Here is a 12,065-nt window from a genome sequence, read left to right as displayed (position 1 = left end):
CCGCGGAAGCTCAATCGATGCCGTGGACGGCCAGCAGCGAACGCATGCGCTGCACAGCCAGTTCTGGCTTCTCCAGCACGTTGGCCGCGTCGGCCAGGCGGAACAGCTCGGCCAGGTGTTGCAGCGAGCGCGTGCTCTGCTGCCCGCCGACCATCGTGAAGTGCTTCTGGTGGCCGTTGAGCCAGGCCATGAACACCACGCCGGTCTTGTAGAAGCGCGTGGGCGCAGCGAAGATGTGGCGCGACAGCGGCACCGTCGGCCCCAGGATGCTGTGAAACTCGTCGAGCTTGCCCTCGGCCAGCTTGCCCAGCGCCGCGCTGGCGGCCGGCGCGATCGCGTCGAAGATGCCCAGCAGCGCATCGCTCTGGCCTTGCAGGGGCTGCTCGCCCCAGCCGTCGCCTGCGATGAGTTCGGCGTAGTTGAAGTCGTCGCCCGTGTACATGCGGACGCCCCGGCCGTCCAGGCCGCCCACATCCGGCAGGCGCCGGCGCATCGCGATCTCCTTGTCCTTGTCGAGCAGGGAGATCTTGATGCCATCGACCTTGGTCGGGTTGGCCGCGATGACGGCCAGGGCCGTGTCCATGGCCGCGTCGGCGTTGTCGTTGCCCCAGTAGCCTGCCAGCGCCGGGTCGAACATCGGGCCGAGCCAGTGCAGCACCACCGGCTGCCTGGCCTGCGACAGGATGCGGCCGTACACGCGCTCGTAGTCGGCCGGGCTCTTGGCCACGCGGGCCAGCGCGCGGCTGGCCATGATGATGAGCTTGCCCCCGAGCTTCTCGATGGCGGCCATCTGCTCCTCGTAGCCGCGGATCACGTCGTCCACGGTCTTGACCGCGTCGATGTCCAGGTGGTCGGTGCCGCAGCCCGAAGCCACGAAAGCGCCCGGGTGGTCCTTGGCCGCGTCCAGCGAGCGGCGGATCAGCTCCAGCGAGGTGGGCCAGTCCAGGCCCATGCCGCGCTGGGCCGTGTCCATGGCCTCGGCCACGCCCAGGCCCAGCGACCACAGGTGCTGGCGGTAGGCGATGGTGGCGTCCCAGTCCACGGCGGCCGTGAGCCAGGGGTCGACGGCGGCCAGCGGGTCGGCCACCACGTGTGCGGCCGAATAGGCGATGCGGTTGAACTTCAGGCCGGCCGGCGGGCGGGCCAGCGGCTGGCCGCGCAGGGTGTAGTCGGCCAGGCCTTGCGGCGTGGGGAGTTGGATCGAGAGCGCCATGGTGTCAGACCTTCAGCTCGGGCACGTCGACCCAGCGGCGTTCCCTGTGCGACTGCAGCGCGGCCTCGACCAGCTGCACGCCCTTGGCGCCTTCGGGCAGTGTCCAGGCGTAGGGCGCGTCTTCCACCACGTGGCGGATGAAGTGCTCCCACTGGATCTTGAAGCCGTTGTCGTAGACCATGGAATCGGGCACTTCCTGCCATTGGTCGAAGAAGTTCATGGTCTGCTTGACGTCCGGGTTCCAGACCGGGCGCGGCGTGTTCACGCGGCTCTGGGCGCGGCAGTCCGACAGGCCGGCCACGGCCGAACCATGCGTGCCGTCGACATGGAAGGTCACGAGGTCGTCGCGGCGCACGCGCGTGGCCCAGCTCATGTTGAGCTGCGCGATCACGCTTTCGCCGCCATGGCCCTGCAGTTCGCAGGTGGCGTAGGCCGCGTCGTCAGCGGTGGCGGTGTATTCCTTGCCGGCTTCGTCCCAGCGCTTGGGGATGTGCGTGGCGGCCAGGCAGGAGACCGATTGCACCTTGCCGAACAGGTTGTCCAGCACGTAGCGCCAGTGGCACATCATGTCCAGGATCATGCCGCCGCCGTCTTCACTGCGGTAGTTCCAGCTCGGGCGCTGGATCGGTTGCAGGTCGCCCTCGAACACCCAGTAGCCGAACTCCAGGCGCACCGACAGCATCTTGCCGAAGAAGCCCGCGCGGCGCAGCATGTCCAGCTTGCGCAGGCCGGGCAGGAACAGCTTGTCCTGCACGGCGCCGTGCTTGAGGCCCGACTTGCTGGCGGTCTTGGAAATCTCCATGGCCTCGGCCAGCGTGGTGGCGATGGGCTTTTCGCAGTAGACATGCTTGCCGGCGCGCAGCGCCTGGGCCAGCAGCGTGGGGCGCATCTGCGTGGTGCCGGCATCGAAGAACACCGTGTCGTCCTTGTTGGCGAGGGCGGCCTCGAGGTTCGTGCCCCAGCGCGCGATGCCGTGGGCCTTGGCCAGCGCCTCGATCTTCTCGGCATTGCGGCCAATCAGGATCGGGTCGGGCATCACCTTGTCGCCGTTGGAGAGCGTGACGCCGCCCTGGTTGCGGATGGCGACGATGGAGCGGATCAAGTGCTGGTTCATGCCCATGCGGCCGGTGACACCGTGCATGATCAGACCAAGGCGTTGGGTAGGCATAGCGAACTTCCTGCGAACGTGGAGAGGGAACGGGAGGGCGGGGGGTCAGTTGGACGGCGAGAGGCCGGCCGCCTTGACCAGCTTGGCGTTGGCCTGGATCTCGGTCTTGATGTAGGCGTCGAACTCTTCGGGCTTCATGGTCCAGGCGTCGGCGCCGAGCTTGAGGAAGCGCTCCTTCACCTCGGGGCTGGCCAATGCCTTGAGCACTTCGTCATGCAGGCGGTTGACGATGTCGCGCGGGGTCTTGGCAGGGGCCATCATGCCGATCCAGAAGTTGAACTCCGAGCCCGGCACGCCGCCTTCGGTGGTGGTCGGCACGTCGGGCAGTGCGCTGGCGCGCTTGGGCGAGCCGACCGCCAGGGCCAGCAACTGGCCATCCTTGATCTGGCCGATGACGGGCGCGATCGGCGAGAAGTAGTAGTCCACGCGGCCGGCCAGCACTTCGGTGACGGCCTCGGCCGAGCCCTTGAACGGGATGTTGGTGGCGTCGATGTGGGCGGCCATCTTGAACTTCTCGGCGTTCAGGTGGGTGGCGCTGCCCTGGCCGGCGGACGCGAAGTTCATCTTGCCGGGCTCGGCCTTGGCCTTGGCCACGAGGTCCTGCACCGTCTTGATGCCCTTGGCCGGCGAGATCACGAGCACGTTGGGTGTGCTGGAGATCGGCGTGACGGCGGCGAAGTCGGCCACGGTGTCGAACGGCAGCTTGGCGAAGGTGGACGGGCTGACCGTGTGCGAGGACGAGTGGATCATGATCGTGTAGCCGTCCGGCGCGGCCGTGGCCACGGCCTGCTGGCCGATCGTGCCGCTGGCGCCGCCGCGGTTGTCGACCACCAGGGTCTGGCCCATGCTCTGGCCCATCTTGTCGGTGATGGCGCGCGCGATGATGTCCGTGGTGCTGCCGGCCGCGAACGGCACGACCACACGGATCGGCTTGTTCGGATAGCCGCCCTGGGCGGCGGCGAATGCGGGCAGCAGGGCGGCGGCGAGCAGGGTGGCCAGGCGGGTCGAGGTCATGTTGGGTCTCCGGGTGTTGACTTGTTTTCACCAATCGGTGAATTGTGCCATTCTAGGAATCCGGGGTTGCCGACGTCAACGCGCGCCTCTCGTCAGCTTCTAAGTACATACCCTAGGACGACCTCGCACATGTGGGACAGGCGTTCGTGCTGCGCCTTGGGCGTCATGAGGTCGCGGCCGAACACGGCGCGCAGCGTGTGCTGGTTGGACAGGTAGAAGTACGCCATGCCGGCGATGGAGACGTAGAGCTGCAGCGGGTCGATGCCGCCGCGGAACAGTCCTTCGGCGCGGCCGCGCTCCAGGATCTGGGCCAGCGTGTCGATCAGCGGCGAGTTCATCTCGCGCACCCGGGCCGACTGCGCCAGATGCGTGCCGCGGTGCAGGTTTTCGCTGTTGAGCAGGGTCAGGAACTCGGGGTGGGCGAGGTAGTAGTCCCAGGTGAATTCGGTGAGGCGGCGGATGGCCTGGGCGGGCGGCAACTCGTCCAGGTGCAGCTGCTTTTCCGCCTCGCGGATGTCCAGGTAGGTCTGCTCCAGCACTGCGAGGAACAGGCCGTCCTTGCTCTCGAAGTAGTAGTAGATCAGGCGCTTGTTGATGCCGGCGCGCTCGGCGATGCGGTCCACGCGGGCGCCGGCCAGGCCGTGGCGCGCGAACTCCTCGCGGGCGGCGTCCAGGATGATCAGCTGCGAGCGGTCGGCATCGCGGGTGCGCGGTTCGAGGGGCGTGGGGGTGGCGCTCATGTCCTGATAATTAACTGATTGGTGAATTAAAGCAAGCCCGGGCGGGCCACGGCCCATAATGGCCGCCGTCTTTCGCAACGCAGCTTCCCACAGGAATTCCATGAGCAAACAGATCGCGGGTCATTTGTTGGTGCAGTGTCTGGTCGAGCAGGGCGTGAGCCACGTCTTCGGCGTACCCGGCGAGAGCTATCTCGCGGCGCTGGACGGCTTCCATGCCTACGGCGACCGCATCCAGTTCGTCATCAACCGGCAGGAGGGCGGCGCCGCCTTCATGGCCGAGGCCCATGGAAAGCTGACCGGCCGGCCCGGCGTGTGCTTCGTCACGCGCGGGCCCGGTGCCACCAATGCCTCCATCGGCGTGCACACGGGGTTCCAGGATTCCACGCCCATGGTGCTGTTCGTCGGCGACGTGGCCAGCGACTCGCGCGACCGCGAAGTGTTCCAGGAGGTCGACTACCAAAGCTTCTTCGGCCCCAGCACCAAGGGTTTCGCCAAGCGCGTGGAGCGCATCGACGACGCGCGGCGCATTCCCGAGTACGTGGCGCGCGCGTTCGCCACGGCCATGAACGGCCGCCCCGGCCCCGTGGTGCTGGCTCTGCCCGAGGACATGCTGGTGCAGGAGGTCGACGTGGCGCCGCTGCCGCGCGTGGAGGCGGTGCAGGCCTGGAGCGACCCTGGTGCGCTGCGCACGTTGCGCGAGATGCTGCTGGCCGCGCGCAAGCCGCTTGTGATCGCGGGCGGCAGCGGCTGGACGCCGCAGGCCGCACAGGCACTGCAGCGCTTTTCCGAGAACTGGAAGCTGCCCGTGGGCAACGCCTTCCGCTTCCAGGACACCTTCGACAACTGGCATCCGCAGTACGCCGGCGACATCGGCATCGGCCTCAACCCCAAGCTCGCGCAACGCGTGCGGGACAGCGACCTGATCCTGGCCATCGGTCCACGGCTGGGCGAGATGACAACCGGCGGCTACACGCTGATCGAGGCGCCGCGCAGCAAGCAGAAGCTGGTCCACATCCACGCCAGCGCCGAGGAGCTCAACCGGGTCTACCAGGCCGATCTGGCGATCAACGCGACCATGAACGCGGCGGCGCGCTCGCTCGAGGTGCTGACGGCGCCGACCAGCCTGCCGTGGGAGGACTGGACCCAGGCGGCCCATTCCGACTACCTGGAGAACCTGCAGCCGCAGGCGCTGCCGGGCGACATCGACATGCCGGCCATCGTCGGCCTGCTGCAGAAGCACCTGCCGGCCGACGCGGTGGTCACCAACGGCGCGGGCAACTTCGCCAGCTGGATGCACCGATTCTTTCGCCACCATGGCCTGGCCAAGGGCCACAAGACGCAGCTGGCGCCGACCAATGGTGCGATGGGCTATGGCGTGCCGGCGGCGATCGCAGCAGCCATCACGACCGGCCGGGTGTCCTTCACCATCGCGGGCGACGGCGACTTCCTCATGAACGGGCAGGAACTGGCCACGGCCGCGCAATGCGGCGCCAAGAGCATCGTGCTGCTGCTCAACAACGGCATGTTCGGCACCATCCGCATGCACCAGGAGCGCGAGTACCCGAAGAACGTGAGCGGCACGGCGCTGGCCAATCCCGACTTCGTGAAGCTGGCCGAGGCCTACGGCTATGCCGGCGTGCGCATCACGCGGACCGAGGAGTTCGAGGCCCAGTTGCTGGCGGCGCTGGAGCGGCCGAACGGCACGCTGATCGAGGTGGTGCTGGACCCCGAGGTCATCACCACGCGCGGCACCCTGAGCGCGATCACGCAGGCTGCTTTGAGGAAGGCCGGCAAGGCCTGAGCGCCCATGAAAAAGGCCGGCAGAGCCGGCCTTTGATGAAGACGGCGAGGGCCGTCTTACTTGAGGTGCTTGCCGATCAGGCCAGCCATCTCGAACATGGACACCTGGGCCTTGCCGAAGACTTCCTTCAGCTTGGCATCGGCGTTGATCATGCGCTTGTTGACGGCGTCCTGCAGCTTGTTCTTCTTGATGTAGACCCACAGCTTGCTGACCACTTCGGTGCGCGGCATCGGGGCTGCACCGACGACGCCGGCCAGCGCGGCGCTGGGCGTCAGGGCCTTCATGAAGGCGGCGTTGACGGCGCGCTTCTTGGCGGGTGCTGCGGCCTTCTTGGCGGGCGCGGCGGCCTTCTTGGCCGGAGCTGCCTTCTTGGCGGGCGCGGCGGCCTTCTTCGCCGGAGCCGCTGCCTTCTTGGCGGGGGCGGCAGCCTTCTTCGCCGCGACCGGGGCCGCCTTCTTTGCCGGAGCCGCTTTCGCGGGCGCTTTCTTTGCAGTTGCCATGATTGAGATCCTTTTTGGTGTTGCGTTGTCACCAGCGAAAAAACCTTCCTCACTGGCAGAGCGGATGCTAATGGAGAAGAAACGGCTTTCCAAGAGAGAGAGCCTCCTTTTTCGCTGTGCATGTCGCGGATTTTTCGCGCGCCAACATGCTGTGCGTGCAGGCGCTGGCGAGCGCATCGCGCAGCAGGCGCGGCGAGGTGTGCGGCCGGCGTCCGCGAGGGTGCCGCGCGGCACCACCGCCGCAGGAGCAGCGATTTGCCTGGGGCGACGTTTGCAGGGAAAAGAAAATCATAAGAATGGCGAATTCCTGATAAGTAGAATGCAGATCAACTTCAATCTTCAAAAGAGTTTCGGATGATTGCTGAAGCCCATGCGCTCGACGCCTACGACGACAAGATCCTCTCGGAGTTGCAGCGAGAAGCCCGCATGACCATGGCCGAGCTGGGCCGACGGGTGCATTTGAGCCAGCCGGCGGTCACCGAGCGCGTGCGCAAGCTGGAGATCGCCGGGGTCATCAAGGCCTACCGTGCCGAGCTCGATCTGTCGCGTCTTGGCTACGGTATCCGTGCGCTGGTGCGGGTGGGGCGTGCCGAGTACGCGCGTGTGGTCAAGCTCATCGAGCAGACGCCCGAGGTCATCAATGCCTTCAACGTGACCGGCGAGGACAGCTGGGTGCTCGAGATCGCGGTGATCGATGTGCCGCACCTGGATGCGGTGGTGAGCAAGTTTTGCGTGCTGGCCGACACCTCGACCTCCATTGTTCTGAACGCGCCGCGCGAGCATGCGCCGGTGCTGCCCGCGCGCCAGGAGAACGTGCGCCCAGCGGCGCACCGCCTCAAAGATCGCTGACCGAGCGGCCCGGCAGCGTGGCAAGGGCCACGCCGACCAGGGCGATCGCCAACGCCAGCAATTCCAGGGTGCCCATGCGCTCGCCGAGCGCGAGCACGCCCGTCAGCGCGGCGCTGACCGGCAGCAGCACGCTGAACACGCCGGCCTGCGCCGCGGGGATGGACCGCAGCCCGGTCATCCACAGCCACACGGTCCAGATGCTGGCGGCCAGCGCATAGAACACCAGCAGGATCCACAGCCCCGCGCTGACGGCGCCAAAGTCGAACTGCGCGGCGAAGTACAGGCCGAACGGCGTGGCGAGCACCAAGCCCCAGAGGTTGATCAGTGCGCTGATGCGCTTGGGCCCCAGACTGCTGGTCAGCTTCTTGCCGATGACTGCATAGGCGGCTTCGCACAGCACCGCCGCAAACAGCAGCAGGTGGCCCAGCAAGGCGGTGCCCTGCTGGCTGCCGCCGCCTGGTGCGCCATGAACGGGCTTGGCGATGCCCAGCAGGCCGATGCCGACCACGGCGCAGGCGACGGCCGCCCAGGTGCGGCCCGTGACGCGCTCGCGCAGCAGCAGCCAACTCGCAACGGCCACGGCCGCTGGGATGGCCGCCATGACCACGCCTGCCGACACGGCGCTGGTCATGCTGACGCCGTAGATCATGCAGATCGAGAACAGGAAGTTGCCGAGGAAGGATTCCAGGAACACGAGGCGGCGCGTGGTGCGGGTCATCGGCGGCTCGTGCGCCGGCTTGCGCAGCCAGGGCAGCATGGCCACTGCGGCGATGCCAAAGCGCAGCCAGGCCAGCAGCAGAACCGGGAATGCGGCGGCGAGCGGCTTGGACAGGGCGACATAGCTGCCGACCAGGGTCATGCTGGCGGCAAGGCAGGCGCTGGCGGCAAGGCGGTGGGAGGACGGGGTCACGAGGTTCATCTTGTGGGTGCGACGAAGCCGCGCATCATGGCCTACGCGCGGCGTGGTCGAGGGGCATGGCCGCGGCGGAAGGGGCTGCTCGTGGGGGGGGTGAATTGCTGCACTGCATCAGCAAAAAACACATTTCTTAATGTGAAATTTATTCGGAAAGTGCCTTGGTCCTGTTTTTGCAATGGAGTTCAGTATTTCTTATTGAGAAAAGTGGAACTTAAGATATTGTTTTTATTGATATTAATTTTTGTCTTGTATAAGACATATGAGAAAAATCTGGTCTTATATAAGACATAGAATTTGCCCATCCCATCAACGTCCTGGAGAACTTCCATGCCCCAATCCGTGACCGAACAACTCAGCCGTGAACAGCAGATCGCCGCCCTGGAGAAGGACTGGGCGACCAACCCGCGCTGGAAGGGCGTCAAGCGCGGTTACAGCGCTGCTGACGTGGTGCGCCTGCGCGGCTCGCTGCCGATCGAATACACCCTGGCCAAGCGCGGCGCCGAGAAGCTGTGGGAGAAGATCAATGGTGGCGCCAAGAAGGGCTACGTGAACGCCTTCGGCGCGATCTCCGCCGGCCAGGCCATGCAGCAGGCCAAGGCTGGTCTGGAGGCGGTGTACTTGTCGGGCTGGCAAGTGGCCGCCGACGGCAACACTTCCGAAACCATGTATCCCGACCAGTCGCTGTATGCCTACGACTCGGTGCCGACCATGGTCCGCCGTATCAACAACACCTTCAAGCGTGCTGACGAAATCCAGTGGGGCCGTGGCATTGAGCCCGGCAACAAGGAGTTCATCGACTACTTCCTGCCCATCGTGGCCGATGCGGAAGCCGGCTTCGGCGGCGTGCTGAACGCGTTTGAGCTCATGAAGAACATGGTCGCGGCCGGTGCTGCGGGCGTGCACTTCGAAGACCAACTGGCTGCTGTCAAGAAGTGCGGTCACATGGGCGGCAAGGTGCTGGTGCCCACGCACGAAGCCTGCGAGAAGCTGATCGCCGCGCGCTTCGCCGCCGACGTGATGGGTGTCTCCACCATCGTGCTGGCGCGTACCGATGCGGAAGCCGCCAACCTGATCACCTCCGACCACGATGCCAACGACAAGCCGTTCCTGACCGGCGAGCGCACGCAGGAGGGCTTCTACCGCGTCAAGAACGGTCTGGAGCAGGCCATCAGCCGCGGCGTGGCCTACGCACCTTACGCCGACCTGGTGTGGTGCGAAACCGGCACGCCGGACCTGGGCTTCGCCCGTGAGTTCGCGCAGGCCGTGCATGCCAAGAGCCCGGGCAAGCTGCTGTCGTACAACTGCTCGCCGTCGTTCAACTGGAGAAAGAACCTGGACGACAAGACGATCGCCAGGTTCCAGGACGAACTGTCCGCGCTGGGCTACAAGTACCAGTTCATCACGCTGGCTGGCATCCACGTCAACTGGTACAACACCTTCAAGTTCGCGCACGCCTATGCCCGCGGCGAAGGCATGAAGCACTACGTGGAGATGGTGCAAGAGCCGGAATTCGCAGCACGCGAACAGGGCTATACCTTCGTGTCGCACCAGCAGGAGGTCGGCGCTGGCTACTTCGACGACGTGACTACGGTGATCCAGGGTGGCTCGTCCAGCGTCAAGGCGCTGACGGGGTCGACCGAAGAAGAGCAGTTCCACTGATTGGGTAGGGCGAGGAGACAGGGCTCCGGCAGGAAGCTGCCGGGGCCTTTTTCGCTTGGGCCGCTAGAATGCGGGCTTTGCTTCCATGAACAAGGGCGAGAAAGGCATGCTGGTTATGACACCGCGAACTACGACGGAGACCTCCAACGGCCGTTGAGGCCGACCGTTCGCGCCTGCCTGCCTGCATTCCCACCAGAAAAGCGCGGACCTGTTCCGCGCTTTTTTGTTGGCGCATCGATCTCCACCCTGATGAGCATTGAACCCATGATCCACATCACGCTTCCCGACGGTTCGCAGCGCGAGTTCCCCGGCCCGGTCACGGTGGCCGAAGTCGCCGCGTCGATCGGTTCCGGCCTGGCCAAGGCGGCCCTGGCCGGCAAGATCGACGGCAAGGTCGTCGACACGAGCCACCAAATCACGGCCGACAGCCCGCTGTCCATCGTGACGGCCAAGGACGCCGACGGCCTGGAAGTGATCCGCCACTCGACGGCTCACTTGCTGGCGTATGCCGTGAAGGAGTTGTTTCCGGAGGCACAGGTCACGATCGGCCCAGTCATCGAGAACGGCTTCTACTACGACTTCTCGTACAAGCGCCCGTTCACGCCCGAGGACCTGGTGGCCATCGAGAAGAAGATGGCCGAACTGGCTGCCAAGGACGAGCCCGTGGTGCGCCGCGTGCTGCCGCGCGACGAAGCCGTGGCCTACTTCGAGAGCCTGGGCGAGCATTACAAGGCCGAGATCATCGCGAGCATCCCGTCCAACGAAGACGTGTCCCTGTACCGCGAAGGCAAGTTCGAAGACCTGTGCCGTGGTCCGCACGTGCCCAGCACGGGCAAGCTGCGCTTCTTCAAGCTCATGAAGGTGGCCGGCGCCTACTGGCGCGGCGACCACCGCAACGAGATGCTGCAGCGCGTCTACGGCACGGCCTGGGCGACGAAGGACGAACTCCAGCAGTATCTGACGATGCTGGAAGAGGCCGAGAAGCGCGATCACCGCAAGCTGGGCCGCGAACTCGACCTGTTCCACCTGGATGAGCACGCACCAGGCATGGTGTTCTGGCATCCAAAAGGCTGGACGCTGTGGCAGGAGGTGGAGCAGTACATGCGTCGCGTGTACCGCGACAACGGCTACCAAGAGGTCAAGGGTCCGCAGATCCTGGACAAAGGCCTGTGGGAGAAGACGGGCCACTGGGACAAGTACCGCGAGAACATGTTCGTCACGGAGTCGGAGAAGCGCGACTACGCGCTCAAGCCGATGAACTGTCCGGGCCACATCTTGATCTTCAAGCAGGGCATCAAGAGCTATCGCGACTTGCCGCTGCGCTTCGGCGAGTTCGGGCAGTGTCACCGCAACGAACCCACGGGTGGTCTGCACGGCATCATGCGCGTGCGCGGCTTCACGCAGGACGATGGCCACATCTTCTGCACCGAGGACATGATCCAGGGCGAGGTCACGGCCTTCACGACGCTGCTGCAAAAGGTCTACAAGGACTTCGGTTTCACGGAGATTCTCTACAAGCTGTCTACGCGTCCCGAGAAGCGCATCGGCAGCGAGGAAAGCTGGGACAAGGCCGAGGCGGCATTGGCAGACGGCCTGCGCGCCTCCGGCTGTGAGTTCGAATACCTTCCAGGCGAGGGCGCCTTCTACGGTCCGAAGATCGAGTACGTGCTGAAGGATGCGCTAGGCCGCCAATGGCAGTGCGGCACGATGCAGGTCGACCCCAACATGCCTGAGCGGCTGGACGCCGATTTCGTGGGCGAGGATGGCGCGCGCCACCGGCCCATCATGCTGCACCGCGCCATCGTCGGCAGCCTGGAGCGTTTTATCGGCATCCTGATCGAACAGCACGCTGGCGCACTGCCCGCGTGGCTCGCGCCCAAGCAGGTTTCCGTCCTCAATATCACGGACGGACAGGCCGATTACGCGCGGACTGTTGCCAAAACGCTGCTGGATCAAGGGTTTAGGGTGGAGCTCGATCTGCGCAACGAGAAGATTACCCGTAAAATACGGGAGCATTCGATGCAAAAGCTTCCTTACATCCTTGTCGTAGGTGACAAAGAGCGGGAAGCCGGTGCCGTCGCAGTGCGTGCCCGAGGCAATCTGGACCTCGGTGTGATGCCGCTACCGGACTTCCAAGCGAAGCTGGCCGGCGACATCGCTTCCAAGGCATGAATCTAGGGTCAGGCAAGGCCCTGGTTTCTGTCT

General features: G+C 65.4%; 11 protein-coding genes. 4 read left to right on the top strand and 7 right to left on the bottom strand.

Going from position 1 to position 12,065, the window contains the following annotated elements:
• Positions 1 to 10 precede the first annotated feature (10 nt).
• From ACSQ4M_RS27445 to ACSQ4M_RS27430, 4 genes are all read right to left on the bottom strand, one after another.
• Positions 11 to 1,213: a dihydrodipicolinate synthase family protein gene (locus tag ACSQ4M_RS27445; RefSeq protein ID WP_436192553.1), complete on the bottom strand. Its 1,203-nt coding sequence runs from the start codon at positions 1,211 to 1,213 to the stop codon at positions 11 to 13.
• Positions 1,214 to 1,217: 4 nt separating this feature from the next.
• Positions 1,218 to 2,381, bottom strand: a complete 1,164-nt coding sequence (locus ACSQ4M_RS27440) for a Gfo/Idh/MocA family protein (RefSeq protein WP_436192552.1) — start codon at positions 2,379 to 2,381, stop codon at positions 1,218 to 1,220.
• A 45-nt stretch (positions 2,382 to 2,426) separates the two neighbouring features.
• Positions 2,427 to 3,395: a tripartite tricarboxylate transporter substrate binding protein gene (locus tag ACSQ4M_RS27435; protein WP_436192551.1), complete on the bottom strand. Its 969-nt coding sequence runs from the start codon at positions 3,393 to 3,395 to the stop codon at positions 2,427 to 2,429.
• 92 nt (positions 3,396 to 3,487) lie between these two features.
• The gene (locus tag ACSQ4M_RS27430; RefSeq protein WP_436192550.1) at positions 3,488 to 4,135 is read right to left on the bottom strand and encodes a TetR/AcrR family transcriptional regulator; all 648 of its coding nucleotides are present in this window, start codon (positions 4,133 to 4,135) and stop codon (positions 3,488 to 3,490) included.
• A 100-nt stretch (positions 4,136 to 4,235) separates the two neighbouring features.
• On the opposite strand from ACSQ4M_RS27430, the gene ACSQ4M_RS27425 reads away from it, so the two are divergent.
• The gene (locus tag ACSQ4M_RS27425; RefSeq protein ID WP_436192549.1) at positions 4,236 to 5,936 is read left to right on the top strand and encodes a thiamine pyrophosphate-binding protein; all 1,701 of its coding nucleotides are present in this window, start codon (positions 4,236 to 4,238) and stop codon (positions 5,934 to 5,936) included.
• Positions 5,937 to 5,992: 56 nt separating this feature from the next.
• Here ACSQ4M_RS27425 and ACSQ4M_RS27420 read toward each other — a convergent pair whose 3' ends face one another.
• Both ACSQ4M_RS27420 and ACSQ4M_RS27415 read right to left on the bottom strand, forming a co-directional pair.
• A complete protein-coding gene (locus ACSQ4M_RS27420; protein ID WP_436194074.1) occupies positions 5,993 to 6,436 on the bottom strand; it encodes an SWIB/MDM2 domain-containing protein in 444 nt (147 codons plus the stop codon).
• Positions 6,437 to 6,503: 67 nt separating this feature from the next.
• Positions 6,504 to 6,779 carry a hypothetical protein gene (locus tag ACSQ4M_RS27415; protein ID WP_436192548.1) on the bottom strand — a complete coding sequence of 92 codons (276 nt, stop codon included), beginning with the start codon at positions 6,777 to 6,779 and terminating at the stop codon, positions 6,504 to 6,506.
• A gap of 11 nt (positions 6,780 to 6,790) precedes the next feature.
• On the opposite strand from ACSQ4M_RS27415, the gene ACSQ4M_RS27410 reads away from it, so the two are divergent.
• A complete protein-coding gene (locus ACSQ4M_RS27410; RefSeq protein WP_436192547.1) occupies positions 6,791 to 7,285 on the top strand; it encodes an Lrp/AsnC family transcriptional regulator in 495 nt (164 codons plus the stop codon).
• On the opposite strand, the gene ACSQ4M_RS27405 is transcribed toward ACSQ4M_RS27410, so the two are convergent.
• Positions 7,272 to 8,204: a DMT family transporter gene (locus ACSQ4M_RS27405; protein ID WP_436192546.1), complete on the bottom strand. Its 933-nt coding sequence runs from the start codon at positions 8,202 to 8,204 to the stop codon at positions 7,272 to 7,274. The two genes, ACSQ4M_RS27410 and ACSQ4M_RS27405, sit on opposite strands and share 14 nt — an antisense overlap.
• 324 nt (positions 8,205 to 8,528) lie before the next feature.
• On the opposite strand from ACSQ4M_RS27405, the gene aceA reads away from it, so the two are divergent.
• Both aceA and thrS read left to right on the top strand, forming a co-directional pair.
• Entirely contained in the window at positions 8,529 to 9,860 is a 1,332-nt protein-coding gene (gene aceA / locus ACSQ4M_RS27400; protein WP_436192545.1) for an isocitrate lyase, read from the top strand.
• A gap of 264 nt (positions 9,861 to 10,124) precedes the next feature.
• Entirely contained in the window at positions 10,125 to 12,032 is a 1,908-nt protein-coding gene (gene thrS / locus ACSQ4M_RS27395) for a threonine--tRNA ligase (RefSeq protein WP_436194073.1), read from the top strand.
• Positions 12,033 to 12,065: the final 33 nt, after the last annotated feature.

Source organism: Pseudorhodoferax sp. LjRoot39 (genome assembly GCF_964253035.1).
Lineage (GTDB): Bacteria > Pseudomonadota > Gammaproteobacteria > Burkholderiales > Burkholderiaceae_C > Pseudorhodoferax.
The sequence above is the reverse complement of the archived record's forward strand: the minus strand, read 5'-3'. Positions and strand labels throughout refer to the sequence as shown.

Excerpts from the sequence above, each read along its gene's own strand:
- ACSQ4M_RS27420 (WP_436194074.1), bottom strand. The coding sequence starts at position 6,436 with ATGGCAACTGCAAAGAAAGCGCCCGCGAAAGCGGCTCCGGCAAAGAAG.
- ACSQ4M_RS27410 (WP_436192547.1), top strand. The coding sequence starts at position 6,791 with ATGATTGCTGAAGCCCATGCGCTCGACGCCTACGACGACAAGATCCTC.
- ACSQ4M_RS27425 (WP_436192549.1), top strand. The coding sequence starts at position 4,236 with ATGAGCAAACAGATCGCGGGTCATTTGTTGGTGCAGTGTCTGGTCGAG.
- ACSQ4M_RS27430 (WP_436192550.1), bottom strand. The coding sequence starts at position 4,135 with ATGAGCGCCACCCCCACGCCCCTCGAACCGCGCACCCGCGATGCCGAC.
- ACSQ4M_RS27445 (WP_436192553.1), bottom strand. The coding sequence starts at position 1,213 with ATGGCGCTCTCGATCCAACTCCCCACGCCGCAAGGCCTGGCCGACTAC.
- ACSQ4M_RS27440 (WP_436192552.1), bottom strand. The coding sequence starts at position 2,381 with ATGCCTACCCAACGCCTTGGTCTGATCATGCACGGTGTCACCGGCCGC.
- ACSQ4M_RS27435 (WP_436192551.1), bottom strand. The coding sequence starts at position 3,395 with ATGACCTCGACCCGCCTGGCCACCCTGCTCGCCGCCGCCCTGCTGCCC.
- aceA (WP_436192545.1), top strand. The coding sequence starts at position 8,529 with ATGCCCCAATCCGTGACCGAACAACTCAGCCGTGAACAGCAGATCGCC.
- thrS (WP_436194073.1), top strand. The coding sequence starts at position 10,125 with ATGATCCACATCACGCTTCCCGACGGTTCGCAGCGCGAGTTCCCCGGC.
- ACSQ4M_RS27405 (WP_436192546.1), bottom strand. The coding sequence starts at position 8,204 with ATGAACCTCGTGACCCCGTCCTCCCACCGCCTTGCCGCCAGCGCCTGC.